The 26,201-nt window shown below is 63.4% G+C and carries 22 protein-coding genes; 9 read left to right on the top strand and 13 right to left on the bottom strand.

All coding sequences use genetic code 11. The features are described from left to right. Positions 1-58: 58 nt before the first annotated feature. A complete protein-coding gene (locus Aeroheme_RS03215; protein ID WP_106885805.1) occupies positions 59-880 on the bottom strand; it encodes a potassium channel family protein in 822 nt (273 codons plus the stop codon). Positions 881-912: 32 nt separating this feature from the next. Here Aeroheme_RS03215 and Aeroheme_RS03210 point away from each other — a divergent pair, with 32 nt between their 5' ends. The 4 genes from Aeroheme_RS03210 (at position 913) to Aeroheme_RS03195 (ending at position 7,321) form a co-directional block, all read left to right on the top strand. After that, positions 913-2,163: a methyl-accepting chemotaxis protein gene (locus Aeroheme_RS03210; protein WP_111910493.1), complete on the top strand. Its 1,251-nt coding sequence runs from the start codon at positions 913-915 to the stop codon at positions 2,161-2,163. Between the two features lie 316 nt (positions 2,164-2,479). Continuing rightward, positions 2,480-2,920, top strand: coding sequence for a GNAT family N-acetyltransferase (locus Aeroheme_RS03205; protein WP_163137642.1), 441 nt, complete (start codon positions 2,480-2,482; stop codon positions 2,918-2,920). A gap of 138 nt (positions 2,921-3,058) precedes the next feature. Next, positions 3,059-5,953: a bifunctional [glutamate--ammonia ligase]-adenylyl-L-tyrosine phosphorylase/[glutamate--ammonia-ligase] adenylyltransferase gene (gene glnE / locus Aeroheme_RS03200; RefSeq protein WP_411166672.1), complete on the top strand. Its 2,895-nt coding sequence runs from the start codon at positions 3,059-3,061 to the stop codon at positions 5,951-5,953. A 273-nt stretch (positions 5,954-6,226) separates the two neighbouring features. Beyond that, a complete protein-coding gene (locus Aeroheme_RS03195; RefSeq protein WP_168235816.1) occupies positions 6,227-7,321 on the top strand; it encodes a type I restriction endonuclease in 1,095 nt (364 codons plus the stop codon). A 50-nt stretch (positions 7,322-7,371) separates the two neighbouring features. On the opposite strand, the gene Aeroheme_RS03190 is transcribed toward Aeroheme_RS03195, so the two are convergent. The 3 genes from Aeroheme_RS03190 to Aeroheme_RS03180 form a co-directional block, all read right to left on the bottom strand. Continuing rightward, positions 7,372-8,106, bottom strand: coding sequence for an SDR family oxidoreductase (locus Aeroheme_RS03190; protein WP_111910496.1), 735 nt, complete (start codon positions 8,104-8,106; stop codon positions 7,372-7,374). Positions 8,107-8,250: 144 nt separating this feature from the next. Beyond that, positions 8,251-10,407 carry an AsmA family protein gene (locus Aeroheme_RS03185; RefSeq protein WP_411166671.1) on the bottom strand — a complete coding sequence of 719 codons (2,157 nt, stop codon included), beginning with the start codon at positions 10,405-10,407 and terminating at the stop codon, positions 8,251-8,253. Between the two features lie 149 nt (positions 10,408-10,556). Then, positions 10,557-12,704, bottom strand: coding sequence for a prolyl oligopeptidase family serine peptidase (locus Aeroheme_RS03180; RefSeq protein ID WP_411166670.1), 2,148 nt, complete (start codon positions 12,702-12,704; stop codon positions 10,557-10,559). Positions 12,705-12,887: 183 nt separating this feature from the next. On the opposite strand from Aeroheme_RS03180, the gene Aeroheme_RS03175 reads away from it, so the two are divergent. From Aeroheme_RS03175 to Aeroheme_RS03165, 3 genes are all read left to right on the top strand, one after another. Next, positions 12,888-14,147, top strand: a complete 1,260-nt coding sequence (locus tag Aeroheme_RS03175; RefSeq protein WP_163137637.1) for an MgtC/SapB family protein — start codon at positions 12,888-12,890, stop codon at positions 14,145-14,147. A 79-nt stretch (positions 14,148-14,226) separates the two neighbouring features. Continuing rightward, positions 14,227-14,817, top strand: a complete 591-nt coding sequence (locus Aeroheme_RS03170; protein ID WP_111910500.1) for a sugar O-acetyltransferase — start codon at positions 14,227-14,229, stop codon at positions 14,815-14,817. Beyond that, positions 14,814-15,152 (top strand): DUF1294 domain-containing protein, encoded by a 339-nt coding sequence (locus tag Aeroheme_RS03165; RefSeq protein WP_404839494.1) that lies wholly within the window; start codon positions 14,814-14,816, stop codon positions 15,150-15,152. The genes Aeroheme_RS03170 and Aeroheme_RS03165 overlap by 4 nt, the downstream gene beginning before the upstream one ends. 134 nt (positions 15,153-15,286) lie before the next feature. On the opposite strand, the gene ptsG is transcribed toward Aeroheme_RS03165, so the two are convergent. From ptsG to Aeroheme_RS03145, 4 genes are all read right to left on the bottom strand, one after another. Next, entirely contained in the window at positions 15,287-16,741 is a 1,455-nt protein-coding gene (gene ptsG / locus Aeroheme_RS03160; protein WP_106885789.1) for a glucose-specific PTS transporter subunit IIBC, read from the bottom strand. 108 nt (positions 16,742-16,849) lie between these two features. Next, entirely contained in the window at positions 16,850-18,097 is a 1,248-nt protein-coding gene (locus Aeroheme_RS03155; protein ID WP_411166669.1) for an ABC transporter substrate-binding protein, read from the bottom strand. Between the two features lie 226 nt (positions 18,098-18,323). After that, on the bottom strand, positions 18,324-19,766 hold the full coding sequence (locus tag Aeroheme_RS03150) for a sensor histidine kinase (protein WP_404835851.1): 1,443 nt from the start codon (positions 19,764-19,766) through the stop codon (positions 18,324-18,326). Further along, positions 19,756-20,460, bottom strand: coding sequence for a response regulator (locus tag Aeroheme_RS03145; protein ID WP_005891778.1), 705 nt, complete (start codon positions 20,458-20,460; stop codon positions 19,756-19,758). Before Aeroheme_RS03145 ends, Aeroheme_RS03150 begins: the two co-directional genes overlap by 11 nt. 196 nt (positions 20,461-20,656) lie before the next feature. On the opposite strand from Aeroheme_RS03145, the gene Aeroheme_RS03140 reads away from it, so the two are divergent. After that, complete coding sequence (locus tag Aeroheme_RS03140; protein ID WP_106885786.1) at positions 20,657-20,869, top strand: hypothetical protein; 213 nt, start codon at positions 20,657-20,659, stop codon at positions 20,867-20,869. A 556-nt stretch (positions 20,870-21,425) separates the two neighbouring features. On the opposite strand, the gene Aeroheme_RS03135 is transcribed toward Aeroheme_RS03140, so the two are convergent. The 4 genes from Aeroheme_RS03135 to Aeroheme_RS03120 all read right to left on the bottom strand — a co-directional run bounded on the left by Aeroheme_RS03135 (position 21,426) and on the right by Aeroheme_RS03120 (position 23,433). Further along, a complete protein-coding gene (locus tag Aeroheme_RS03135; protein WP_411166668.1) occupies positions 21,426-22,058 on the bottom strand; it encodes an FMN-binding negative transcriptional regulator in 633 nt (210 codons plus the stop codon). A gap of 141 nt (positions 22,059-22,199) precedes the next feature. Next, positions 22,200-22,727, bottom strand: a complete 528-nt coding sequence (locus Aeroheme_RS03130) for a DUF4865 family protein (RefSeq protein ID WP_289976482.1) — start codon at positions 22,725-22,727, stop codon at positions 22,200-22,202. Further along, positions 22,724-23,116 (bottom strand): tautomerase family protein, encoded by a 393-nt coding sequence (locus Aeroheme_RS03125; RefSeq protein ID WP_111910505.1) that lies wholly within the window; start codon positions 23,114-23,116, stop codon positions 22,724-22,726. The genes Aeroheme_RS03130 and Aeroheme_RS03125 overlap by 4 nt, the downstream gene beginning before the upstream one ends. Continuing rightward, positions 23,107-23,433: a carboxymuconolactone decarboxylase family protein gene (locus tag Aeroheme_RS03120; protein WP_404835849.1), complete on the bottom strand. Its 327-nt coding sequence runs from the start codon at positions 23,431-23,433 to the stop codon at positions 23,107-23,109. Before Aeroheme_RS03120 ends, Aeroheme_RS03125 begins: the two co-directional genes overlap by 10 nt. A 96-nt stretch (positions 23,434-23,529) precedes the next feature. Between Aeroheme_RS03120 and Aeroheme_RS03115 the strand changes: the two genes are divergently transcribed. Beyond that, positions 23,530-24,420 carry a LysR substrate-binding domain-containing protein gene (locus Aeroheme_RS03115; RefSeq protein ID WP_404835848.1) on the top strand — a complete coding sequence of 297 codons (891 nt, stop codon included), beginning with the start codon at positions 23,530-23,532 and terminating at the stop codon, positions 24,418-24,420. 107 nt (positions 24,421-24,527) lie between these two features. Here Aeroheme_RS03115 and argH read toward each other — a convergent pair whose 3' ends face one another. Then, on the bottom strand, positions 24,528-25,913 hold the full coding sequence (gene argH, locus Aeroheme_RS03110; protein WP_404835847.1) for an argininosuccinate lyase: 1,386 nt from the start codon (positions 25,911-25,913) through the stop codon (positions 24,528-24,530). Positions 25,914-26,201 lie beyond the last annotated feature (288 nt).

Raw genomic sequence — 26,201 nt, 5'->3', positions numbered from 1 at the left:
CTGAGAGGCGTCTCACGGCTTCTCCGGTTTGCCACGCGACCATTCCAGACGCCGCAGGCTACTTCTGTTGCAATGCCTTCACCTCGGCGCGCAGGGCCTTCAGCTCCTGCAGCAGTTGCGCCTGCTGCTCGCTCTGCTGACGCCGCCACAGTGTGGTGTCGTCGTTGGTCTTGCCGGGATGGACGAACAGGCTGGCCATGAAACCGCTGAGGGCACCGAACAGACCCACACCGAACAGGATCAGCAGGCTGGCGACGAAGCGCCCCTCCTCCGTCCTGGGTACCAGATCCCCGTAGCCCACGGTCGAGAGCGTCACGAGCGTCCACCAGAAGGCATCGTAAGGCGTCTGGATCAGGCTCCCTGGCTGGCCCGTCTCCAGCCAGTACATGACGCCCGAGCCCACCCCCAGCAGCAGGAAGAAGAGGAAGAGGATGCCGGACAAGGTGGTCTCGTTGCGCTCCCGGCGAAACATGACCAGCAGGTCCGGCCTGTCTCGCAGCAGCTGATAGACCCGCCACAGCTGGATGAGCCGCGCCCAGCGCAGCTGCTCCACCATGGGCAGGCTGCCCGGGAGATAGAACCAGTTGGCCTTGAAGAAGGCCATGCGATCGGGGGCCCTCACCCAGCCGTAGGCGAAGTGGGCGAGGAAGAAATAGCAGATCAGGCTGTCGACGTCATAGAAGAGTTGCAGGGTCTGCGGGCTCCACTCGCGGTGACCCCACCAGCGGGCGCAGACCAGACAAACGGAGATCACCGACAGAAACGCCATCAGCAGATCCATGGATCTCAGGCCAGAAGAGTGATGTCGCATACATTTTCCTACTTTAGGCACAGTGCGAATTAATAAAACGGAAGATAATGCCGATAGTCCTGAGGACAAAGGAAAAATGGCCATTAAGAAGGAGAAAGGTTATGCAGTTAAACTCGCTGGAGAGGCGAATGAGCAACATCCGACTGGTGCCCAAAGTGGTACTGCTCATGGTGTTCAGCACGCTGCTCTTGCTGGCCAAGCTCTGGTTCGATGCCAGCAACCTGGAAGCCACCCTGCTCGGCGAGGGCATAGACGCCGCCAAGGCCAATGCCATTGCCGATCGCCTGCTCTGGACCGGTCTGATGGAGACGGCGCTGATGGGGGTCGTCTTCGTGGTGCTGCTGCTGACCGGCTCACGCCTCATGGTCAAACAGGTGCATTACCTGGTGGGTCTGCTGGAGCGCTTCGCCCGCAAGGATCTCAGCCACAGCGTGCTGCTCAAGTCCCGGGACGAGTTCGGTGACATCGCCAAGGCGGTCGCCCACTCCCAGGAGAACCTCAAGGAGGTGTTCGGCACCCAGCGCGCCGCCTGCAAGGAGCTCAACGACATCGCCTCCCAGGTGACTCTGTGCATGGATGAGGCCAACGAGGCGATCAACGAAGAGTTCACCCAGATAGAACAGCTCGCCAGCGCCATGAGCCAGATGGTGGGTGCCATTCGCGAGGTGGCCAACCATGCGGAGCAAGCCTCCCACGCCACCGCCGACGCCAGCGCCCTGGCCGAGGAAGGCAGCCGCTGCGTGGCCGCCACCGTCAGCACCATAGACACCCTCTCCGGCAACATCCAGCGCTCCTCCGCCGTGGTCAACGAGGTGGAGCACGGGGTCGATCGCATCGGCTCCGTGGTGGACACCATCCGCAGCATCTCGGAGCAGACCAACCTGCTGGCCCTGAACGCCGCCATCGAGGCCGCCCGCGCCGGCGAGGCGGGACGCGGCTTCGCCGTGGTCGCCTCAGAGGTGCGCGAACTCGCGAACCGGGCCCAGGCCGCCACCGTCGAGATCCAGAAGATGATCGAGCTGCTGCAGGGCAATGCCCGCCAGGCCGTCGGCCTGATGGCCGAGAGCGTGCAGCAGGCGGACAAGGGGGTCGAGCAGGTGACCCAGGCTGGCACCCAGCTCGCCACCATAGTGCAGCGGGTACAGGGGGTGGCCGACATGAACCGCCAGATCGCCGCCGCCTCCGAGCAGCAGAGCTCGGTGGCCGAAGAGATGAACGCCAACCTGGAGCAGGTCAAGCAGGTGGTGGAAGGCTCGGTGGTGGTGCTGCGGGAGCTGAAAGATGCCTCCGAACTGGTGGAGCACCACAGCCAGACCCTGGATACCCATATCCAGGCCTTCAAGCTGGCCTGATGGCATCAACCTGGTACGTACAAGGGCCCCGTCAGGGGCCTTTGTTATTGATATCACAGCAAGGTGTCAGACACAGCCAGACCCTGGACATCCATGCCACCCAGGCCTTCAAGCTGGCCTGAAGCCGTGATTTGAGTAAACTGGAGGGCCCCGCGAGGGGCCTTTTTTATTGATATCACAGCAAGGTGTCAGACACAGCCAGACCCTGGACATCCATGCCACCCAGGCCTTCAAGCTGGCCTGAAGCCGTGATTTGAGTAAACTGGAAGGCCCCGCGAGGGGCCTTTTTCATCTCATGTCACGGCAAGGAGCCAGGATGCAGCACACCCAATCCCCACTGGAGATCAGCGACGACAAGGGACGGCTCGATGTCCCCCTCATTCACCGTTTCCTGTCCGAGGAGGCCTACTGGAGCCTCGGCATTCCCCTCTCCACAGTGCAGCGGGCCATCAATCATTCGCTGTGCTTCGGCGGCTATGTCGACGGCCAGCAGGTGGCCTTCGCCCGGGTCATCACAGACAAAGCCACCTTCGGCTATCTGTCCGATGTGTTCGTGCTGCCCGCCCATCGCGGTCAGGGCCACAGCAAGGCCCTGATGGCCGCCATCCTGGCCCATCCCGCCTTGCAGGGGCTGCGCCGCCTCATGCTGGCCACCTCGGATGCCCAGGGGCTCTATGCCGGTTTTGGCTTCGCGCCGCCCCGCGCCCCTGGCAGCCTGATGGAAAAATACGACCCCGAGATCTATCAGCGCCCCTGAGCATGCGCCGGCGGCCCATTTTCCCCGCCGGCTCATGCTTCTCTCTCCCGGGCTGTGACGCAGGCGCGGGACAATGCTAGATTGGCTGCCGGTGTTTTCATTCCCTCTGCAGACCCGTTAATCACAAGGACGGCAACCGTGGCCCAGCATTCCTCTTCTCTCCCCCCATCTCCGGCATCCCTCTCTGCTCTGTCACCCCTGCTGCAGGATCAGGCCGGGCGCCAGTGGCAACGGCTGCTGGCGCTGGCCCCCGACTATGGCGATTTGCCCGCGCTGGAGCAGCAGACCCTGCTGACCCTGTTTGGCCTCTCGGATTTCGTCGCAGACTCCCTCATCAAGCAGCCCGAGCTGCTGGCGCAGACCCTGGCCTCCGGGGATCTGGCGCTGTCCGAGCGCTGGCCCGCCTACGAGGGCGATCTGGCGGCCCTGCTCGCCGAAGTCCATGACGAGGAGGCGCTCAAGCGAGTGCTGCGCCAGTTCAGACGCAACCGCATGCTGGTGATCGCCTGGCGCGAGCTGCTGGGTCAGGCCCAGGTCGAAGAGAGTTTCATCCATCTCACCAGGCTCGCGGACGCGCTGATCTGCGGCGCCCGGGACTGGCTCTACGCCAAACAGTGCGCCGAGCTCGGCACCCCCATGGACGGCAACGGCGACCCTCAGCCCCTGCTCATCCTCGGCATGGGCAAGCTGGGTGGCGGCGAGCTGAACTTTTCCTCGGACATCGACCTCATCTTCACCTTCCCCGACAACGGCTACACGGTCGGCGGGCGGCGCGAACTCGCCAACCAGCAGTTCTTCATCAAGCTGGGCCAGCGCCTGATCAACGCCCTGCACCAGCCCACCCAGGATGGTCAGGTGTTCAGAGTCGACATGCGGCTGCGTCCCTTCGGCGAGGCGGGGCCGCTCGCCATCTCCTTTGCCGCCATGGAGGATTACTACCAGCACCATGGCCGCAACTGGGAGCGCTACGCCATGGTCAAGGCCCGGGTGCTGGGGCCCCAGTGCGAACACGCCCAGGCCCTCACCGAGCTGCTGCGCCCCTTCGTGTTCCGCCGCTACATCGACTTTGGCGTCATCGACGGCCTGCGCCAGATGAAGGCGATGATAGCCGCCGAGGTACGCCGCAAGGGGCTGGAGGGCAACATCAAGCTGGGGGCCGGGGGCATCCGCGAGGTGGAGTTCATCGCCCAGGCGCTGCAGCTCATCCGTGGCGGTCGCGAGCCCGCCCTGCGGGTACGCCACCTGCCCGAGGCCCTGGCGGCCATAGCCCAAAGCGGCGCCCTCGATGAGGAGCGCTGCGCGCGCTTGCTCCAGGCCTATCGCTTCCTGCGCCGGGTCGAGAACATATTGCAGGAGATAGGGGATCAGCAGACCCAGACCCTGCCCACCGAGGAGCGGGATCGCCAGCGGCTGATCGCCGCCACCGGCTTCGCCGACTGGGCCGCCTTCATGACGCACCTCGACGAGGAGATGGCCATAGTTCATCAGGAGTTCGTCGCCGTGGTGGGGGAAGAGAAAGAGGCCCCCGCCCACCTGGAGCAACTCTGGCTCGATCTCTGGCGCACCGAGCTCGATGCCGCCGAGCTGGAGAAACTGCTCACTACACAGGGAGTTAGCGATCCGGCTCCCCTCTGCGCCGCCCTGCTGCGCTTCAAGGAGGAGTACAAACGTCGCCAGGTCGGCCCCCAGGGGCGCATCGCCCTGGACTGGCTGATGCCTGAGCTGCTGCGACTGGTGGTGGCGAGCCGTGAGCCCGCCCGCCTGTTCGAGCGGGTCTGCACCCTGCTGACCCGCATCTTCACCCGCAGCGCCTACCTGCAGCTGCTGGCGGAGAACCCCGCCGCCCTGCGCCAGCTGGTGCGCCTGTGCGACGAGAGCAACCTGGTGAGCGAGCAGCTCGCCCGCTACCCCATACTGCTGGACGAGCTGCTGGATCCCCAGCACCTCTACCACCCCACCCCGCTGGATCAGTACAAGCCCCAGCTGCGTCAGTTCCTGCTGCGCATCCCCGAAGAGGACGTGGAGCAGCAGATGGAGGCGCTGCGCCAGTTCAAGCAGGTACAGCTGCTGCGCATCGTCGCCGCCGACATTGCCGGCGCCCTGCCGCTGATGAAGGTGAGCGACCACCTCACCTGGCTGGCGGAGGCCATCACCGAAGAGGTGGTCAATCAGGCCTGGGCCCAGATGAGCGAGCGCTACGGGGTGCCCCCCGAGGTGGCACTGAGCGGCCAGCGCGGCTTCGCCGTGGTGGCCTACGGCAAGCTGGGCGGCATAGAGCTGGGTTACGGCTCGGATCTCGATCTCGTCTTCCTGCACGGCGGTGACCCCAACGGCTACACCGATGGGCGCAAGCCCATCGACAGCCGCCAGTTCTACCTGCGCCTGGCCCAGCGGATCCTGCACCTGTTCAGCACCCGCACCCCCTCGGGGATCCTCTACGAGATCGACATGCGGCTGCGCCCCTCCGGCGACGCCGGCCTGCTGGTCTCCTCTCTCGCCGCCTATGAGCAGTACCAGCAGCACGAGGCCTGGACCTGGGAGCATCAGGCCCTGGTGCGGGCCCGCCCCATCTATGGGGACGAGGGGGTCATCGCCGACTTTGCCCGCATCCGCCGCGCCGTGCTGGCCAAGGAGCGCGACCTCCCTACCCTGGCCCGCGAGGTGCGCGAGATGCGCCACAAGATGCGGGATCACCTGCTCAAGGCGGGCGAGGGGGAGTTCGATCTCAAGCAGTCCCCGGGCGGCATGGTGGACATAGAGTTCATCGCCCAGTACCTGGTGCTGGCCCACGCCTGTGGCGAGCCTGAGGCCCTGACCCGCTGGTCGGACAACGTGCGCATCTTCGACGAGTGCGTGATGGCGGGGGTATTGACCCTGGAGCAGGCGGAGGGGCTGAAACACGCCTATCTGGAGATCCGCAACCAGGGCCATCGTCTCAACCTCTCGGAGATCTCCCGCAAGGTGGGGGACGATCAGCTGCTGACCGAGCGGGGCCATGTGCTGGCGGTCTGGCAACAACTGCTGGGGGAGTAAGACTCTCGCCGCATCAGCAACAAGGGGCGCCACGGCGCCCCTTGTTGTATTAAGGCCCGCTCGAACAGAACCCCTCGATTTATTTCATATACAGCTCAATAGCGGTGAGCTGGATCCTGTTTCAGGCATTCACATCTTGGCATCGTATGGCGCTTTGCTGAATATGGTCAGAGATATGGGTATCTGGGTCACAGGCATACCGTTAATCCAGAGAGAAGCATCCAACCCCTACTGAACAGTACCAACACAATGCGTCGATGCAGAGAGGAAATAATGGATTTTTCAGAACAGCTACAGAGCCTAGCCAAAAAGATCACTCAGCAGTCATCCATGATCGCAACCGAAGAGGCAACAAAGAACGCCTTTGTCATGCCATTTCTCAACCGCGTACTCGGTTATGATGTGTTCGACCCCACTGAAGTCATCCCCGAGTTCACCGCAGACACGGGCATCAAGAAAGGCGAAAAGGTTGACTACGCCATTCTCAAGGATGGTCAGGTGCAAATATTGGTGGAGTGTAAGAAATACAGTGAGAAACTCTCTGCCAAACATTCAGGACAACTGTTCAGGTATTTTTCCGTCACCAATGCCCGTATCGGCATACTGACCAATGGTGCTCAATACGAGTTCTATACCGACCTTGATGCCCCGAACAAGATGGATGAAAAGCCATTTCTGACGCTGGATCTGGAGGATATCGATGAGCATGTAGTACCCGAGGTACTGAAGCTGACCAAGACTGCCTTTGATGTAGAATCCGTGGTCGACGCGGCGGGAGAACTGAAATATCTCAGTCAGATCAAGAAATTGCTTGCCGAGCAATTTGGCTCGCCAGAAGAAGACTTTGTGAAATTCTTTGCATCCCGTATTTATGACGGCGTCCTTACTGCACGAGTGAAACAGTCTTTTACCGACATAACCAAGAAAGCCCTCAGCCAGTTCCTCAATGACAGCATCAATGCCAGATTGAAATCGGCGATAGGTAGCACTGTCAATGCCTCAACAATTCAGCCCGCCTTTGACAGTAGTGGCTCAAACGATAGCAATGAGGTTGAGAGTAATAATGAAGAAAAATCGAAGATAGACACCAGCATTGAAGAGGTTGAAGGCTTCAACGTCGTCAAAGCCATCCTGAGGCAGCGGTTTGATGTAACCAGGATAGCGGCAAGGGATACCCAGAGTTATTTTGGTATCTTGCTCGACGACAATAATCGCAAGCCTCTGTGCCGATTACATTTCAATTCGAAGCAGAAATATCTTGGTTTATTTGATGCCGACAAGAAAGAAACCCGACATCCTATTGGCTCCGTTGATGAAATATTTACCTTTGCCGATCAGTTGCTGACTGCAACAGCCGTCTACGAATAACCCTGATCCAGGGGGAGCGACGCCTCCCCCTTTTCCCTCCAGAAAAAGCCCTAGCGCCCCCCGGCCAGATCGATAAAGGTGCCTGTGGCATAGGAGGCTTGGTCCGACAGCAGCCAGGCGATGGCGGCGGCCACCTCCACCGGCTGGCCGCCCCGCTGCAGCGGAATATTGCCCTTGATCCTGTCCACCCGACCGGGCTCGCCGCCATCGGCGTGCATCTCGGTATAGATAAAGCCCGGGCGCACCCCGTTGACCCGGATCCCCTGGGCCGCCACCTCCAGGGACAGCCCCCTGGTCAGTACGTCTATGGCCCCCTTGGAGGCGGCGTAATCCACATACTCCCCCGCCGAGCCGAGGCGGGCGGCGGCCGAGGAGACGTTGACGATGGCGCCCCCGCTCGTCATGCGGCGAACCGCCTCCCGGCAGCAGAGGAAGTAGCCGGTCACATTGGTGGTCAGGGTCTTGTTGATGCGCTCGGCGCTCATCTCCAGCACCTTCATCTGGGGCTGGAGTATGCCTGCGTTGTTCACCAGATGGGTGATCACCCCGAGCCGCGCGTCCATCTCCTCGAACAGGCGCACCACCTCGGCCTCCACGCTGACATCCGCCTGCACCGCTATGCAGGAGACCGGATGGCGGGCCCGGATCTCGGCCACCAGCGCCTCGGCGGACGCCCTGTCATGGCGATAGTTGAGGCAGAGGTGATACCCCTGCCCCGCCAGATAGCGGGCCGTCGCCGCCCCTATCCCCCTGCTGCCACCTGTGATCAGCACCTGCTTGTTCATGGACGCTCCCTGTTCCTTGTCTCTCGTCTCGACCCGGATATTACCCCATCCTCGGGGCCAACGCCTGGCCCCATGGCGCTATGTTCGGCAACAAAGAGCCCGCACTGGGCGGGCTCTTTATGGCGATAGGACGCGGGGCCAGGGTTATTTGAACAACCCCTTGAGCAGCTGATCCGCCACCCCCTTGATCTGCTCGTCGTCGGCCTTGTCTCCCAGCAATTTCTTGAGGCCGCGCTCTGCCTCCTTGCGGGCCTTCTCCTCCAGCACCTTGTTGTTGCTAAGCAGCTCCTTCACGTCGAGCCGGTAGCTCGGGGCCTGCCAGTGGCCGCCGATGCGCACCGGTATGGTGACGTCCTTGAGCTCATCTACGCTCTTACCCCCCTGGCCCTTGCTGCTCTCCACCACAGAGGTGAGGAACAGGAAGTCGAGGGTCTCCGGCACCAGGGCACTCTGGCCCTGGCCCTTCACCCGCAGGGCGGGCGCGAGCAGCTGGATGTCATCGCTGCGAGCCACGCCATTGGCGATCTGGAAGTTGGCGGTCAGGGCGCTGAAGTCGGTCTTGCGTGCCTCCTTGACCTGATCCGCCCCCTTGCCGGTCAGGGTGGCCCGCGCCTCGCGGATCATCTCCGCCAGGTTGATGCCGTGCAGGGCGCCGTCGCTCAGCCTGAGGCTCAGCTTGCCCTGCATCTGGCTGCGCAGGGCCTGCTCGGACAGGCCTGTGCCCTGCACCTGCACCTCGAGATCCCCCTTGCCTTCCAGTCGATCGTTCTGGGCCAGGGTCTGCAACAGGGGCCGCACATCGACACCCTGCACCCGCTTGTGCACCTGATAGCGGGCGGGTTGCTGGCGGGCATCGAGCACGCCGCTCGCCGTCACCTGACCACCAGCCACCCCGGCGCTGAACTGCTTGAGGTTGAGCTGGCCACCGGCCAGGGCGAGCTGCAGATCCACTGTGCCGAAATCCAGCCCCTTCACCCGCAGGCTGCCCAGTTGCAGCCGACCGGCCAGGTCCACCGACTTGAGGACGGCGAGATCGGGTTCCATGGTGGAGAGCGCCTTGGCGGCGGGGGCGGCCCCCTTGTCTCCCCCTGTCGCAGGGGCGGCGGGCGCGGCGGCCGCCTTGGCCGGGGCAGCTTGACCTAGCCAGGCGTCGAGATCGAGTTTCTCCCCCTTGAGGTCGAAGTCCACTTTGGGGACGGCCCCCAGGTGGACGGCACCGCTGCCGCTCAGCAGGGCGTCATCGGCCCCCATCACCAGGTTGCTGAGGGTGACGGTCTGCTTGTCCAGCTCGGCACGGGCAAAGCCCGCGAGCTTGAGGTTCATCTGCGGGCGCGGCAGGCTGTCGCCGCTCAGCCTGGCGGCCAGCACGGCATCCGATACCTCCACCAGTTGCAGCCCCTGATCGAGCCGCGCCTTGAGGGTCCCCTCCAGGGTGCCCGCCAGGGTCTGTTGGTCCGCAGCCCCCTGTGCGCCGCTCAGGCTCAGTTCCAGGCTGCTCCACTGCCCCAGCGCCAGCCGGTCGGCCTTGAGGGAGAAGGCATCGAGCCGCTGTGTCGGCTCGCTCAGGCTGCCGCCCAGGTTGAGATCCTTGAGCTCGCTGGCCTTGACCTCCCGGGCCAGCTTGAGCTGGGCCTGTCCCTTGAGATCGAAGGCCCTCTCCCCCTGCGCCCCCTTGGCGGCCAGGGTCACCGGCACCCACTCACCCGGGGTCAGCTGACCCAGATCCAGATCCAGCCTGTCGAGCCGCGAGACGGCGCCACTGCGATCGTCCCGCACCAGGGCGCTGGCCTCGACAAGTGCCACCCCTTGCAGGCTGATCTGCCAGGGTTTCTCTTCACTGGCGGCAGGGGCGGCAGGCTGGCTCTCGCCAGCAGGGGATTGAGTGCCATCGCCCTTGTCGGCAGCAGAGGTCTTGACCAGACCGCTCAGGTTGGAGCTGCCATCGGCCCTGGTCTGGATGAAGAGATGGGCGCCACTGAGCGTCACCTTGCCAATCTCCAGCCGGTGGGAGAGCAGCGGCAACAGTGCGACAGAGGCGTCACCCTGCGCGAACCGGAGCAGGTCCGGCTCGGCAAAGCCGGCGGGGTTGCGAAGTTGCACCTTCTCGAGGGAGAGGCCGAGACTCGGCCAGAAGCGCCAGCCGATATCCCCTTCCATCACCAGCTCGCGGCCCGTGCTCTTGCGCACCTGCTCCGCCAGCTGGGGCTTGAACTGGTTGGGGTCAACCAGCGACACCAGGGCGGCGATGGCCACCACGGCGGCCAGCGCCAACCCCAGCAGTATGTAGATGATCTTCTTCACGACGAACTCCTCAATGCAGATCCTGTGGCTGACTATACCACCGGGGGCGCGGCGCAGGCTGTACAGGCCCCAAAACGGGCAAATGGCGAGACAGGGATGGTCGCGCCCGCCTGCCCCACCACAGAAAAGGGCCCCGCAGGGCCCTGGTCTCACTGGATGGTCGGCAGTTGCCGGTAACCCATCTCGTACAGGGTGAAGGCATAGATATCCGCGCTCTGCTCGATCAGCTTGGCCACAGGCGTGCCCGCCCCGTGCCCGGCATTGGTCTCGATGCGGATGAGCTGGGGATGGGGGCCGGCGTCGTCGGCCTGCAGGGTGGCGGCGAACTTGAAGGAGTGGGCCGGCACCACCCGATCGTCGTGATCCGCCGTGGTCACCAGGGTCGAGGGGTAGCTGACCCCGGGCCGGACGTTGTGCAGGGGCGAGTAGCTCTTCAGGTAGTCGAACATGGCCTCGCTGTCGGCGCTGGTACCGTAGTCATAGGCCCAGCCCGCCCCGGCGGTGAAGCTGTGATAGCGCAGCATGTCGAGTACCCCCACCGCAGGCAAGGCAACACGCATCAGATCCGGCCGCTGGGTCATCACCGCCCCCACCAGCAGACCGCCGTTGGAACCACCCCGCACAGCCAGCCTGTCGCTGGAGGTATAGCCTTCGGCCTTCAGGTATTCGGCCGCCGCGATAAAGTCGTCGAACACCTTCTGCTTGTTCATCTGGGTGCCCGCCAGGTGCCAGGCCTGACCATACTCGCCGCCGCCGCGCAGGTTGGCCACCGCATAGACGCCTCCCAGATCCAGCCAGTTGGCGACCGCCACGCTGAAGCTCGGGGTCAGGCTCACGTCAAAACCGCCATAGCCATAGAGGATGGTGGGATTGCTGCCATCGAGCTTGAGCCCCTTGCGGTAGCTGATGATGAGCGGCACCCGGGTGCCATCCTTGCTCCGGTAGAAGCGCTGCTCTGATACGTACTCCTCGGGCTTGAAGGGGGCCGCCGAGGCGCGATAGAGGCTGATGGCCCCGCTCTTTGGCTCGAACTGGTAGAGGGTTGGCGGCTGGGCGTAGTTCTCGAAGCCGAAGTAGAGCGCGGGATCATCCTGCTTGCCGCCAAAACCGCTGACACTGCCGAGCCCCGGCAGCACCACCTCGCGCACAAGCTTGCCTTCGTAGTCGAACTGCTCGACCCGGGCGGTGGCGTCCACCATGTACTCGGCGAACAGGTAGCCGCTGCCGCTGTGCACCCTCAGCACCTGCTGGCGCTCGGGGATAAGGTCGCGCCAGTGCTCGGGGCCCGGGTTGTCGGCCTCCACCCTCACCAGACGGCGGTTGGGGGCATCACGGTTGGTCAGCAGGTAAAGGGTGCTGCCCCTGTTGTCCACCAGGCTCACGTCCGCCTCCAGATCTCCCTGCACCGTCAGCAGCGGCGCGTTCTCCTGGCCCAGATCCTTCACATAGAGGCGGTTGCCCGAGGTGGAGTTCGCCGCCGAGATGAGCAGGAAGCGGTCATCCTCGGTGACGCTGGCCCCCACGTAGCGGTGGTGCTGGGCCGGGATGGCGCCGAACACCAGCCGATCATCCTGCTGCGCCGTGCCGAGCCGGTGGAAATAGAGCTTGTGCAGATCGGTCTTGGCCGACAGCTCGCTGCCGTCGGGTTTATCGTAGCTCGAGTAGAAGAAGCCCTCGTTGCCGAGCCAGCTGATGCCGCTGAATTTCACGTCCTTGAGGGGCGCCTCCAGCGGCTCTTTGCTCTCCACGTCCATCAGGTGGATCTCGCGCCAGTCGCTGCCGGCCAGGGACAGGGAGTAGGCCAGGATGCGGCCATCCCGGGAGAAGCTCAGCTGATCCAGCGCCGTGGTGCCATCGGGGCTCAAGCGGTTGGGATCGAGGAACACCTCCGCCGGCTTGCCCGGCAGCTGGCGCCACAGCACGTTCTGGTTCTGCAGGCCGTCGTTCTTGAAGAAGTAGTGGTAGCGCCCCTCGCGAAACGGCGCCCCCTCCTTGGCGTAGTTCCAGGAAGAGGCCAGCTTCTCCTTGATGGCGGCGCGAAACGTAATGCGGGCGAGGTATTCCTGAGTCACGGCGTTCTGGGCCTTTACCCAGGCCTCGGTCTCGGGGCTGCGGTCATCCTCCAGCCAGCGATAGGGATCGCCCACGGCCTGACCGAAGTAGTGGTCCACCTGCTCGCTCTGGCGGGTGGCGGGGTAGTGAAGGCGCGCTTTCCCTGACATGGCATCCTCTTTGGTTGGCTGGCCGCTGCAGCCACTCAGCAGTGACAGGGCCAGCAGGCTGACAATGGCTCGCATCGAGGCGGCTCCCTGCAGTGTGGGTGAAGCGGGCAGGGTAACAAAGAGTGCCAGGTGGCCCAACCCCCCAGGGGGGCCCCTCGCCTGTGCAGCCAAAGCCTGCGCCCGCTCTGTGAGCCAGCTCCCCCTGCTGGCGCACCGTCTGTGCCATCCTGACAGGGAGAGCAATGAGAGGAGAACCCCATGTGGATCGAGGCGGAACCCGTCTACGGCGCCCTGGTGTCACTGGCCATAGGGCTCATCATAGGACTGGAGCGGGGCTGGCAGGTGCGCCAGCTGGGGGACAACCAGCGCATCGCCGGGATGCGGACCTATGGCCTCATCGGCCTGCTCGGCGGCGTATGCGCCCTGTTGCTGCCAACCCTGGGTTCCTGGCTGGCACTGCTCGGCCTGCTGGCTGTGGTGGCTGGCTGCGGCCTCTCGGTCTGGCTGGCCCAGCGCTGGCAGGGGGAATTTGGCCTCACCAGCTCGGTGGCCATGGTGCTCACCTACCTGCTGGGGCTGATGTCTGTGCTGCAGAGCCCGAGCGAGGCGGTGGCCTGCGCCGTGCTGGCGGCGCTTTTGATGGGGCTCAAGGGCCAGATCCAGCAGGGCATGCTGTTTTTGAGCGAGACAGAATTTCACGCCACCCTGCGCTTCCTGCTCATCTCCCTGGTGCTGCTGCCGGTGCTCCCCGACGTCGAGATGGGCCCCCTCAACGCCTTCAACCCCTTCAAGATCTGGCTGATGGTGGTGGTGATCGCCGGCATCTCCTTCTCGGGCCACTTCGCGGTGCGCCTGCTCGGCACCCGCGCCGGCCTGGTGCTCACCAGCATGCTGGCGGGGCTCGCCTCCTCCACCGCCCTCACCCTGCAGTTTGCCCGCCTCAACAAGGAGCAGCCGGGGCTGGAGCGGCTGCTGGCCACCGGCATACTGCTGGCGGGCGCCACCATGTGGTTGCGACTGCTGGTGCTGGTGCTGCTCATTCACAACGAGCTGGCCATGCGCCTGGCCCTCCCCCTGCTGCTGCTGGCGGCCATCGTATATGGCTTCGCCTTCTGGTTCTGGCGCCAGCGCGAAGAAATGACCGACAACCCGGTGCAGCCCGAAACCCGCAATCCGCTGGATCTCGCCACCGCCATCAAGTTCGGCCTGCTGCTGGCGCTGATCGGCTTCATGGCGACATTGCTGCAGAGCAAGGTGGGCAACTCCGGGGTCTATCTGCTGGCGCTGGTCTCCGGCATCACGGACGTGGACGCCATCACCTTGTCTCTCTCCCAGCTCTCCCACAAGGAGCTGGCCCTGGAGGTGGCGGCCCGGGCCATTCTGCTGGCCGGGCTGGTCAACTCCCTGGTGAAGGGGCTGCTGGCCCTGGTGATCGGCGGCCGCCGCCTGGGGCTGAGGGTCATGCTGCCCTACCTCCTCTCAGTTCTGCTGATCCTGCCCCTCCTCTGGCTGGGCTGACCTGGTCATCAGGGATCCCCTGACGCAGCCCTGCCCGTGACGTATACTGGCGCCTCTTGGCACATGAGAGGAGGTGAGCATGGCAAGCGACTGGGACAAGGTACTGGCGGGAGGCGCCCTGAACAGCCAGAGCGAGGAGATAGCGAACGACCGCATTCGCGGCCAGGCGCTGCTGGCGAGACTCAACGCCACACCGGCGGGGGATCACCAGGGGCGCCAGAGCCTGTGCGCCGAGCTGTTCGGCCACTGCCCCGACTCCTGCTGGATAAGCTCCCCCTTCATCTGCGAATTTGGCCGCAACATCCATCTGGGGGAGAAGACCTTCTTCAACTTCAACGTCACCATACTGGACGTGGGCGAGGTTCACATCGGCAGCCATGTGCTGCTGGCCCCCAACGTGCAGATCTACACAGCCACCCACACCATGGACTATCTGGAGCGCCGCAACTGGACCGCCTACAACAAGCCGGTGCGCATCGGCGATGACTGCTGGATTGGCGGCGGCGCCATCATCTGCCCCGGCGTCACCATAGGGCCGCGCTCCATCATAGGGGCAGGCGCCGTAGTGACTCGGGACATACCGGCGGACTCATTGGCCGTGGGCAACCCGGCCCGGGTGATCCGCACCCTCAGCCCTGACGAGCCCCGGGATCCGGCGCTGCTGTCATGATGGCCCTGGCCCTGCTGCCCCTGATCTGGACCGCCTGGCTCGGCATTGAGGGGGCCAACTGGTGGCCGCTGGCCCTGGTCACCACCATGAGCCTGCTCACAGTGCTGGCCTACGCCCACGACAAGCGCCAGGCCATTCGCGGCGGCTGGCGCGTCCCGGAATCCCGCCTGCACCTGCTGGAGCTGCTCGGCGGCTGGCCCGGCGCCCTGGTGGCCCGCCACTGGTTACGCCACAAGACCCAGAAGGGGAGCTACCGCCTGGTGTTCTGGTTTATCGTGCTACTGCACCTCAGCCTGTGGGGGCTCTGGGTCAGCCGGCCGCTCTGGCAGGCCTGACCCCCTTTTCCCCGCACGACAAACACAGAGAGGGCCCAACCATGGGGTTGGGCCCTCTCGTCATTGCGAATGCATTAACACCCGCCGACCGCCCGGGCCTCTCGGCCCTGGCAGGGTCGGCGCGGCAACCACATTCACACCGCCAGCGCCGCCGACATCTCGGTCTTGATGTTGTCGGATCGAGTGCCGAAGATGGCCTGCAGGTTGTTGCCCACCACCAGTACGTCGATGGCGCCAAGGGCCTTGATGCGCGGAATATCCGCCAGCTTGATGTCATGCAGGCTGACCCGCAGCCGGGTGATGCAGGCATCCAGATGAACTATGTTCGCCGCCCCGCCCATAGCCTCGACCAGATCCAGCGCCAACTCGTCTTGCTCCTTGATGTCCACCGCCTGCAGCGGCTGGCTCTCCCGCCCCGGGGTCTTGAGGTCGAATTTGCGGATGAGGAAGCTGAACAGGCTGAAATAGAGCAGCGCCCAGAGCGGCCCAATGATCAGGAACCACCAGGTGTTGTGGGTCTGGGGCAGGTTCAGGTAGAGGAAGAACTGCAAGGCGCCATGGGCGAAGTCGGTGCTGTGCACTATCCCCAAATAGTTGGTCAGCGCGAAGGCCACCCCGGTCAGCAGGGTGTGGATCACATAGAGCATGGGAGCCACGAACAGGAAGGCGAACTCCACCGGTTCGGTGATCCCGGTCAACCAGGAGGTGAAGGCCGCAGACAGCATCAGCCCCCCCACCAGCTTGCGTTTCTCCGGGCTGGCGCAGCGATAGATCGCCAAAGCTGCGGCAGGCAGAGCCCACATGGAGTACATGTAACCACCGGCCAGACCACCTGCACTGGGATCCCCCTTGAAGAAGCGCACCAGCTCCCCGGTCACCACCTCCCCGGTCTGGGGATTGGTCCAGCTGCCCAGCTCGTTGAAGAAGAAGGCATTCCAGATATGGTGCAGGCCGGTCGGGATCAGGGCGCGTTCCACCAAGCCATAGAGGCCGAAGGTGACCGACTTGTTCAAGGTGCCCAGGTAGGCGGTGAACTCGAAGATGGCGCTGCCCACCACGGGCCAGATGAAGCCGAGCATTACCCCGAGGAAGATGCCGCTAAAGCCGGTGATGATGGGCACGAAACGCTTGCCGGCGAAGAAGCCCAGGTATTCGGGCAACTTCAGGGTGTGGAAGCGATTGAAGAAGTAGGCCGCCAGGGATCCCATCAAGATGCTGCCGAGGATCCCCATGTTGAGGGTCGGAATGCTCAGCACCTCTGTGTTGGTCTCCAGGCCGCGCAACACTACCGTCTTGCCGAGGGCCGCATTCATGGTGATGAAGCCCACCACGGCGGCCAGGGCGGCGGTGCCGTCGTTGTTGCGGGCAAGGCCGATGGCGATGCCGATCAGAAACAGCAGCGGCATGTTGCCGAAGATCCAGTCCCCCGACACCATGAGCACGCTCCAGAAGGAGGGGGGCAGGAAGAGGTGCCCCTGGGCACCGAAGTTGCCTATCCCCAGCATCAGGCCGGCGGCAGGCAGGGTCGCCACGGGGAGCATCAGGCTGCGCCCGACCCGCTGCGCCTGGGAAAAAAATGATCCGGACATGTCTCAATTCCTCTTTGATGGTTGTCCAGAACAGGGTATAGGGTCGGCGCCAGCCATGAGTATCAATAGGCTATGGGATTGTAATCAAACGCTTACAAAAGGGATGCCTCATCCCTTGGAGGAGGCGCTGCGCGCCACGGCGCCGAGGCGTCGGATCACTCCCTCCCTGTCGAGATCGGGCTGATTGAAGAAGCGATAGAGCTCGCTCTCCACCGCCTTCTGGTAGAGGGGATGCAGGGCCATGGAGTCCGCCACGCTAGGCATCAGGTTGCCGGCGGCCTCCGCCCTGTCGTAGTCGATGCGCGACAGCTGGGCACAGGGGTTGAAGTCAGCCAAGGAGAGATCCCGGCGCACCGGGATAGACCCCTTGGCGCGGTTGAAGGCGAGCTGGAAATCCGGGCTGGCCAGCGCCCTGGCAATCCCGAGATGGTCTTTGGGCAGGTTGGCGTTGAACATCACGAAGCTGTCCATGTTGTAGACATAGAGCCCCTGGGTGCCAGGGGCAGGCAGGCACTGCACCTGCTCGGGCACGGCCACGCCACGGGCCAGCAGATCCCCCAGCACCCAGTCCCCCATCAACTGGAAAGCTGCCCTGCCCTCGGCGAGATCGGCGGTGGCCTGATCCCAGCTCTGGCCGCTCAGGGTGGGCAGCACCAGCTCGCTCAGCTCGCGAAAGCGGTCCAGGATCTGACGACTGGTGTCGCTGCCGAGCGCCACCGGATCCAGCTCGACGAAGGCCTTCTGGTAATACTCCTTGCCCCCCATCCCCAGCGCCAGGCTCTCGAACAGCAGGGCCACCTGCCAGGGGTCGTTGCCGAGCGCCAGCGGTTTGATGCCCTTGGCCCTGAGGGCTCGCACCGCATCGAGAAAGCCGGGCCAGTCGGTGGGGGGATCCATGTCGAGGCGGGCCAGCAGGGCACGGTTGACCCACATCCAGTTGAGACGATGCACGTTGACCGGGATCCCCATGTAGTGCCCCCCTATCTTGTTGACCCTGGGGGCCACCCCCAACAGTTGCCGATCCCACTCCTGCTCACCCGCCACCTCGTCCTGGGGCTGGATGAAGCCGAGCATAGTCCAGGAGGCGATGGCCTGCCCCTCCAGCTGAGCCAGGGCCGGGGGATTGCCCGCGATGGCTCTGGCCTGCAGCACCTCCATGGCGCTGTTGCCCCCGCCGCCGAGGATGGCGGCATTCTTGAGCTCCACTCCGGCCCCTTGCAACTGGGTCGTCACCACGGCGAAGGCGGCCTGCTCCCCCGGGGAAGTCCACCAGTGCAACATCTCCACCTCGCCGGCCAGGGCGTCATGGAGCGGCAGGGCCAGCAACCAGGCCAGGGCGCGCAGGGAATCAGTCAAGGTTGAGCTCCAGTACCAGGGTCAGACCATGGGGTTGATGATTGTGAAGATGAATGTCGCCGCCGTGGATACGGGCGATGGTGAGCTGCCGGGCAGGGCCCGCAGGGAATCAGTCAAGGTTGAGCTCCAGTACCAGGGTCAGACCATGGGGTTGATGATTGTGAAGATGAGTGTCACCGCCGTGGATGCGGGCGATGGTGAGCTGCCGGCCAGGGCGCGCAGGGAATTAGTCAAGGTTGAGCTCCAGTACCAGGGTCAGACCATGGGGTTGATGATTGTGAAGATGAATGTCGCCGCCGTGGATACGGGCGATGTGGCGGGCTATGGTGAGGCCGAGTCCGCTGCCGGGCAGGGCCTTGGTCGACGCGACTCGAAAATAGGGATCAAATACTCGCTCCATCAGCGCCGGACTGATGCCCGGCCCCTGATCGCTGAACGCGATCCTCACCTTGTCCCCCTGATGCGTCACTTGCACCCGCAGGCGCTCTCCGTACTTGATGCCGTTATCTATGATGTTTTGCAGACAGCGCTTGATGGCCAGCGGCTTGCCGACCAGCATCAGGCTGGGGGGCCCTTGCAGCGTCATCCTCAGCTCATCGTGGTTATGGAGCTCGCCGCAGCGGCGCAAGGTCTGCATCAGATCCAGCGCCTCTATCTCCTCGTGAATGTGGGTCTCTTTCATGCACTGCAGGGCGCCCTTCACCATCAGTTCCATCTCGTCCAGGTGGGCGGCAAACTTGCTCTGCTCCACTGGGTCCGCCAGCATCTCGGTGCGCAGCTTGAGACAGGCCAGCGGGGTCTTGAGATCATGGGACATGGCGCTGAACAGCAGGTCCCGCTCGTGCAGATGGCTGCGGATGCGTCGCTGCATCTTATTGAAGGCATGGATGGCAGCCCGGGTCTCGCTGCTCCCCTCCTCCTGCACCTCGGGCACCTCGCGCTTGCTGTCGAGCAGGGTGGCAGCCCGCGCCAGGTTGCGGATGGGCCTTATCTCCTTGCGCACCACCCACCAGGTGGCGATCAGGATGATCAGCGCCGACCCCAGCATGAAACCCAGCTGGCTCGGAGTAAAGAAACGGGGATCCAGGCTCTCGTAAGGGGCAGGCAGGGCCGCCGCCAGATAGAACCAGGCGCCGGGTGCGACGGCAATCTGGATCACCAGGATCGGCGGATTTAGCTCACCCAGGGCCAGGCTGTAGTGAGCCCAGTTCAGGGGCAGATCGTCGATGGGGATTTCTGTATTGAATACCCGCAGCTCGGCGCGACTGGTGAAGTCGACCCGGGTGGTCACCTCCCGCCCCAGCTCCTGTTGCAGCACCCGCTCCACCTCCCCCACCATCTGCGCCCGGCGGGACGATCCCGAGATGGGGGTCACTGGCAGCGGGTGGTTGTTGAGGGAGACGAAGAAGCGGGTGCCCCCCATGTTGCGTAACTGCTCTAGCACCAGATGACGATAATCCTGGGGCAGCTTGCGAAAGAAGGCGATGGTGGAGGAGGCGCTCAGGGCCATGCTGCGCACAGTGCTGATCAAGCCCTGCTCCTGTGCCTGGTTGCTGTGGCGATACCAGAAAAAACCGGCGCACAGTTCGGCCGCCAGTATGACGCACAGCAGAAACAGACTGGTACGACTGGCCAGGGAGCGGGGCCCCCAGCCCCGGTTAGGCCTCATAGACGGTCTCGGTCGCCAGCATGTAACCCTTGTTGCGCACCGTCATTATCAGGGTGCGATCCTTGTCATCCAGGGCCTGGCGCAGCCGGGAGACTTGCACGTCTATGCCCCGCTCGAAGGGGTCGCTCTCCCGCCCCCAGATCTCCTGGGAGATGAGATCCCGGCTGAGCAACTCGTTGGGGTGGCGAATGAAGAGGCCGAGCAGGGTGTAGTCTGCCCCCGACAACTGCCGTGGCGCCTCTCCCGCCCGGGAGAGCTGGCGGGTCACGCTGTCCAGAGTCCAGGGGCCGAAGCTGATGCGCCTGGCGGTCGCCGCCTGCTGGGTGAGGCGACTGCGCCGCAGCAGTGCCTTGATCCGGGCCAGCAGCTCGCGGGGATTGAAACTCTTGGTGAGGTAATCATCCGCCCCTATCTCGAGCCCGGCGATGCGATCGGCATCCTCGGTCACGGCGGTCAGCATCATGATGGGCACGTTGGAGAGGCGGCGCAGCTGGGAACAGAGGGTGAAGCCGTCATCCCCCGGCAGCATCACGTCCAGGATCACCAGATCCGGCATGCCCTGGCGCACCTGCTGCCACATGGCCTCGCCATCGCAGGCGGTGCGCACCTCGAAGCCCGCACGGCCCAGATACTCGGTGAGGGTATCGGTCAGCGCCTGGCTGTCATCGACGATGAGAATGACTTTACTGTCCATGGCATTATCAATCTGGCTACGAAGATCGGCCCTAAGTTACCAGCAGAGGCGCGCCAGGGTCGAGGCAATTGGCGGGCTTTTTGTAACCAGATGCTTACAAATCGCCGTCACCCCGACCGGTCACTGGGCAAGGTTCCCCCAGGGTGACAAAATGGCTCTACTCACCCCGACGGGGAGCAGATGACAGGGAGGCAATATGAGTCTGTGGACAGGCATAGTCCTGATCGTCTTTATCAGCGTGCTGTTCGGCTATCTTGGCAAACGCGCCCGCTACCAGCTGGGGGATGCCCGCATCACGGATCGCCTCGGCAAGCAGGATCTCATCATCAGGGAGTTGCAGGAGCGGGTCGCCAACCTGGAGGCCATAGTGCTGGAGCAGGAGAAGCGCAAGCCGTTCAGGGATCTGTGAGCCCGAGAGGCTGATGATATCCGGCCAAGAGACAGAGAATATATTACGCAAGCGGCAACCCATGGGTTGCCGTTTTGTTTCGTAAGGTGATATGACCCTCCTCAATTATTCATTCGAAAGACAGGGAGCCAATGGCCTGACTATAAAGGAGATATACACCATATCAGGAATGCTAATGCCAGGATGGCAAGCACAAATCCCAAGTTGTGAGAGGGTGGATTTTTGGCAAGTGTTTGTAACAGCTCAAGCATAAGGTCCTCCAAATCTTGATCACGCTTTGTTAGTGTTCTCTTCTAATTAACGCGTTTTGATGAGAACCCTTACAACCAACGACGGCGACTCTTCCATCACGATCCGAGAGATGTGCAGATCTGCAGTTCGTGCTGGTACCACCATGATGAGGGAGATATCCAAATAGTTTGTAATGACGGTTTTCGCTTAAAAACTGACATCGCCCTCGGCAAACAAATAGACGCAGCATCGTGGATCTCTTTCTCGTGCGAAAAACGGCAACCCATGGGTTGCCGTTTTCGTTTTATGACGGGGTGAGATAGCGCTACACAGACGAGGGGGGATCCTGCATCGCCGCTGCCAGCGCCGTCTGGCCCTTGGCCTGCAAAGCATCGACGGCCCCCAGCCGGTCCCCCTCCTCCTTGTTCTGACTCAGCTTGAACTTGCCGACCAACTGATGGATCTCGATCTCTATGCCCACCACAGCCTGCACCATGGCCTCGATATAGTCTCTCGGTGCATCCGCCATCTTCCAGGGAGCGGGCTCGGCGGCCTCATGTACCCGCGTCAGGCCCGCCAGCAACCGGCGCACGAAGCGGGCATCGTCCCGCACCCGGATGCGGCCGTGGGCATGCACCACGGCATAGTTCCAGGTGGGCACCTGTTTGTGGTGCGCCTGCTTGCTCGGATACCAGCTGGGGGAGATATAGCCCTCGACGGCCCTGAAGATCACCAGCACCTCCTGCCCTTCCTTCACCTCCTGCCAGAGCGGATTGTTGCGCGCCACATGGGCCCGCAAGATCCCATGCACCCCCTCATCGGCATCGAACTCGAACGGCAGGTGGTTGGCATCCAGCCCCAGCTCGCCCTGGGTGACCAGGGCCCCCAGGGGATAAGCGCGCATCAGCCGATGCAAAGAGGCGGGATCTGTGGCGGCGAAATGGGGTGGCAGATACATGCAGGCTCCTTTATCCGTGGTGGTGTGTCCGTACTAAACCCGTCGAGATGATCCCATGGCGGGAAAGCATCATCTCGAGTTTGCCTTCCGAGCGCCACCGAAGAAAGCCTTGGCCGCCACCGGATATCCGCTGTCACCCGTTCAGGACAAAGAGCTCCCTTTGGCCAGATAGCCGATGTGATAGGCATCGGCCCCTGCCGGTATCGCCTGTGGGAGCGACGCCAGGAGATCCACCTCCAGCCACTGCCAGCGGGAGAGGTCCCATCCGCTCAGCATGGCCCCGGTGTGCCGCTCGGCCAGGCTGGAATGGGGGATAATGGGAGTGCGCCGCAAGATGGCCACCCTGGCCTGCTCGAGATCCTCCATCTGCGGGGCGGTCAGCAGATGCCAGGTCTCGATATGGGGCCAGCCAAACTGCTTGGTGAGCGCCGCGAAGCCCTCGCTGACAATGAAACTGCGCATCGCCTCGGCGCTTTGCCACACATAGAAGGGGGCATAGCGATTCTCCCGGCATGGCAGCGCGGCCTCGTCATGGCGGCCATAGAGATAGGCCTTGAACAGCAAGCCGGGGAAGCCGTCGAGTCTGGCGCCATTGCTGGCGATCCGCTGCTCGATCAGCGCCATGTCGTAGTCCGCCGGCAGGGTGAATCTGTAGTGCATGGCGATCATAAGCTCACCTCCTGCCGAAACATCAGACCCCGTCCGAAGCTCCACTCCTCGCTGCCGTTCAGCTGGATCACCACCATAAGGTTGTCGGGATGGATGCCCAAATCCGCATGCAGGCGCTCGGCGAGCCGCTCATAGAGCCGCTGCTTGACCGCAGTGCTGCGGGGCTTTCCCGCCAGGATCTGGAACAGGATGAAGTCGCCGTCCCGGCGGCCAGTCTGATAGTGGGGATGATAAACAAGCGCCTTGGCTGGCAAGGCCTCCAGGATCTGGAACTTGTCCTCCCGCGGTACATCAAACACCTCCACCAGAGTCTGGTGATAGAGATCGGAGAGCTGTTGCAGGCGCGCGTCACTCATCCCCTCGCGCACCGTGATACGGGTCAGCGGCATGGGTTGGCCTCCTCGCGGGCGGGCAGCAGACTAACGGCGGTGACAGCGGCGGGCAAGCCGGCGTAGAAGGCGAGATGGGTGAACAACTCCTCCAGCTGATCCCGTGTCAGGCCGTTTTGCTGGGCGAACGCTATGTGCCAGGGCAGCTGTTGCACCCGGCCCAGCGACGCCAGTATGGCCAGGGTGATCAGACTGCGCTCGCTGGCTGACAGGGCGGGCCGCTGCCAGATATCGCCAAACAGCGTCTCTTCCGCTAGCTGGGACAGTCTCGGCGCTGTCAGCGCCAGGTCGTCACGATCAAGAACAGAATGGGTCATGGCAATCTCCTTGGATGGTGAAGCCACTCTCTCCCACTGCTACAATTTATAAAATCGAAATATCAAAGACCAATAATCCCGATTATCAGGACAATTATGACGCCCCTTCCCCTGAACCTGGATCTCGATGCCCTGCGCAGCTATGTCGTCGGCATGGAGTGCGGCAACTTTGCACTGGCGGCGCAGCGGCTGTGCCGTTCCACCTCGGCAGTCAGCGCCCAGTTGAAAAAACTCGAGCAGCAATGCGGCACGGCGCTGGTCGCTCGCAGCGGGCGCCACCTGATCCCGACAGCCCAGGGCGAGCTGCTGCTGGGGTATGGGAAACGGCTGCTGGATCTCAATGACGAGGCCATGCGCGCCCTGAAGGGGGAGTTGCTGCAAGGAGAGATCAGGCTGGGAGTACAGGAGGACTTTGGCGAGTCTTTGCTGCCGGCCGTGCTGGGGCCCTTCTGTCGCCTGCACCCTGGGCTTCGCATGACGACCCGCATCGATCGCAATGGGCCGCTGACGAAAGGGATCAGGGAGGGCAGCCTCGACATTGCCATGACCTGGCAGCCACAAGATGAGGGGATGGATGCCAAGCTCATCGACCTGGTGCCACTGCAATGGATAGCGCACCCGGACTGGGAGCTCGCCCCTCTGCTGGCTCGGGGGGAGCCTCTGCCCCTGGTGGTCTTCGATGCCCCCTGCCTGATGCGATCACGGGCCACCCGGGCCCTCGACGAGGCAGGGATCCCCTGGCGCATCGCCTTCACCAGCCAGAGTCTGGCGGGCATCTGGGCGGCCTTGCAGGCAGGGCTCGGGCTCACTGTGCGCTCCACCCTAGGCATGCCGGCCACCCTATCCCCCTTGACCTATGTGCTGCCGTCACCGGGCCCCCTGGGGATCGCCCTGCTGAGGGCGGGCAATGAACCCAATGAGGCCGAGCGCCAGTTGCAGACCCTGCTCACCGATGCCGTGCATCAGGCCAGTGCCAGCAAGGGCTGAGGACCCTCGCTGACATAGCCGCAGACCTGCCCGCACAATAGGGCACATAAAAAAACGGCAACCCCGAGGTTGCCGTTTTCTGCTCATGGGACCCTGGCCGCTGCAATTCAGCCAGCGCGCTTGGCCAGCCACTGTTCGGCGGCGACCAGCGCAGCGTCTATCTGCTCGCGGGCGACGCCGCCCTTGGCGACCCGCTTGGCCAGGGTGGCTTCCAGCTCCAGGTTCGGATAGACATCCTCCCCCACCACAGGGCTGAAACGCTGGAACTCAGACAAAGAGAGCTCCTCCAGGGGTTTCTTCACCTGGATCGCGTAGACCACAGTCTCACCGACTATATGGTGCGCCTCGCGGAAGGGGATCCCCTTGGCCACCAGATAGTCCGCCAGCTCGGTGGCATTGGCGTAACCGCCCTGGGCCGCCGCCTTGGTGCGCTCGCCGTTCACTTTCAGATCGATCAGCACCAGAGCCGCCATGTCGAGGCAGTCGTGCCAGGTGTCGAGGGCGTCGAACAGCCCTTCCTTGTCTTCCTGCATGTCCTTGTTGTAGGCCAGCGGCAGCGCCTTCAGGCTCATCAGCATGCCCATCTGGGCGCCCACCACCCGGCCTGTCTTGCCACGAATAAGCTCAAGCGCATCCGGGTTCTTCTTCTGGGGCATCAAGGAAGAGCCGGAGGTGACCGCATCGGAGAGCTCCACGAAGCCCGCCTCGCCGGTGTTGTAGAAGATAAGATCTTCCGCAAAACGCGACAGGTGGGTCATGGAGAGGGACGCCACGTGCATCAGCTCCACCACGTGATCCCGATCGGAGACCGAATCCAGACTGTTGCGGGTGGCGCCGCTAAAGCCCATATCGAGCGCCAGCGCTTCCCGGTCGATGGCGTACGCCGTACCCGCCAGGGCGCCGCAGCCGAGCGGGCTGGTGTCGAGGCGCTTGAGGGCATCCTGCAGACGGGAGTGATCCCGCTCCAGCATCTCCACATAGGCCAGCGCCCAGTGGGCGAAGGTGACCGGTTGGGCACGCTGCAGGTGGGTGTAACCGGGCAGCACCGCGGCCTGGTTGGCACGGGCGGAAGCGACCAGCCCCTGTTGCAGCGCCGTGATGGAGCCGAGCAGCAGCTCACCCTGGGCCTTGCACCAGAGCTTGAGATCGGTGGCGACCTGATCGTTGCGCGAGCGGCCGGTGTGCAGCTTCTTGCCCAGGGTGCCGACGGCATCGATGAGCTTGCCCTCGACCCAGGAGTGGATGTCTTCGGCATCCGAGCTCAGGATCTGCTGGGGATCCTGCTGCACCGAGGCCAGCAGCACTTCCATCGCCTGCTGCAGTTTGCCTTGCTCATCGCTGGTCAATACGCCCACCTTGACCAGCGCCTTGGCCCAGGCCATGGAGCCCTGGATATCCTGCTCCGCCAGGCGGTAATCGAACCGCAGCGAATCGTTGAACTGCTTGAACCTGCTATCGGCTCCCTGACTGAAGCGTCCACCCCAAAGTGCCATACTGCTCTCCTTGAATTCGTTGTCGGCAGCGCCTGCGCCTGCCCTACTCGCGCGGCCCCTTGGCCTGCGCGCTGAAATCTTGCCCTGTATTTTTCTGCATAACAGTGCGGTGGTGATCGATGCGGTTACAGTTACCGCCCCTCATCCCCAACCCTTCTCCCGCGAGGGGAGAAGGGAGCAAGACGGTGATCTACGGGTAAATCGTGGTTAATCTGCCAACAAAAAATGAGCTGCCACCACACCTAACCTCGATCGGTTCCCTCTCCCTCTGGGAGAGGGCTAGGGTGA

The sequence above is a fragment of the Aeromonas sp. DSM 116730 genome (assembly GCF_046581335.1).
GTDB lineage: Bacteria > Pseudomonadota > Gammaproteobacteria > Enterobacterales > Aeromonadaceae > Aeromonas > Aeromonas rivipollensis.
This window is presented reverse-complemented; position numbering and strand designations above follow the sequence as displayed.

Coding starts and splice junctions, on each gene's coding strand:
- Aeroheme_RS03210 (WP_111910493.1), top strand. CDS start 913: ATGCAGTTAAACTCGCTGGAGAGGCGAATGAGCAACATCCGACTGGTG.
- Aeroheme_RS03205 (WP_163137642.1), top strand. CDS start 2,480: ATGCAGCACACCCAATCCCCACTGGAGATCAGCGACGACAAGGGACGG.
- Aeroheme_RS03195 (WP_168235816.1), top strand. CDS start 6,227: ATGGATTTTTCAGAACAGCTACAGAGCCTAGCCAAAAAGATCACTCAG.
- Aeroheme_RS03190 (WP_111910496.1), bottom strand. CDS start 8,106: ATGAACAAGCAGGTGCTGATCACAGGTGGCAGCAGGGGGATAGGGGCG.
- Aeroheme_RS03180 (WP_411166670.1), bottom strand. CDS start 12,704: ATGCGAGCCATTGTCAGCCTGCTGGCCCTGTCACTGCTGAGTGGCTGC.
- Aeroheme_RS03175 (WP_163137637.1), top strand. CDS start 12,888: ATGTGGATCGAGGCGGAACCCGTCTACGGCGCCCTGGTGTCACTGGCC.
- Aeroheme_RS03170 (WP_111910500.1), top strand. CDS start 14,227: ATGGCAAGCGACTGGGACAAGGTACTGGCGGGAGGCGCCCTGAACAGC.
- Aeroheme_RS03165 (WP_404839494.1), top strand. CDS start 14,814: ATGATGGCCCTGGCCCTGCTGCCCCTGATCTGGACCGCCTGGCTCGGC.
- ptsG (WP_106885789.1), bottom strand. CDS start 16,741: ATGTCCGGATCATTTTTTTCCCAGGCGCAGCGGGTCGGGCGCAGCCTG.
- Aeroheme_RS03150 (WP_404835851.1), bottom strand. CDS start 19,766: ATGAGGCCTAACCGGGGCTGGGGGCCCCGCTCCCTGGCCAGTCGTACC.
- Aeroheme_RS03145 (WP_005891778.1), bottom strand. CDS start 20,460: ATGGACAGTAAAGTCATTCTCATCGTCGATGACAGCCAGGCGCTGACC.
- Aeroheme_RS03140 (WP_106885786.1), top strand. CDS start 20,657: ATGAGTCTGTGGACAGGCATAGTCCTGATCGTCTTTATCAGCGTGCTG.
- Aeroheme_RS03135 (WP_411166668.1), bottom strand. CDS start 22,058: ATGTATCTGCCACCCCATTTCGCCGCCACAGATCCCGCCTCTTTGCAT.
- Aeroheme_RS03130 (WP_289976482.1), bottom strand. CDS start 22,727: ATGATCGCCATGCACTACAGATTCACCCTGCCGGCGGACTACGACATG.
- Aeroheme_RS03125 (WP_111910505.1), bottom strand. CDS start 23,116: ATGCCGCTGACCCGTATCACGGTGCGCGAGGGGATGAGTGACGCGCGC.
- Aeroheme_RS03120 (WP_404835849.1), bottom strand. CDS start 23,433: ATGACCCATTCTGTTCTTGATCGTGACGACCTGGCGCTGACAGCGCCG.
- Aeroheme_RS03115 (WP_404835848.1), top strand. CDS start 23,530: ATGACGCCCCTTCCCCTGAACCTGGATCTCGATGCCCTGCGCAGCTAT.
- argH (WP_404835847.1), bottom strand. CDS start 25,913: ATGGCACTTTGGGGTGGACGCTTCAGTCAGGGAGCCGATAGCAGGTTC.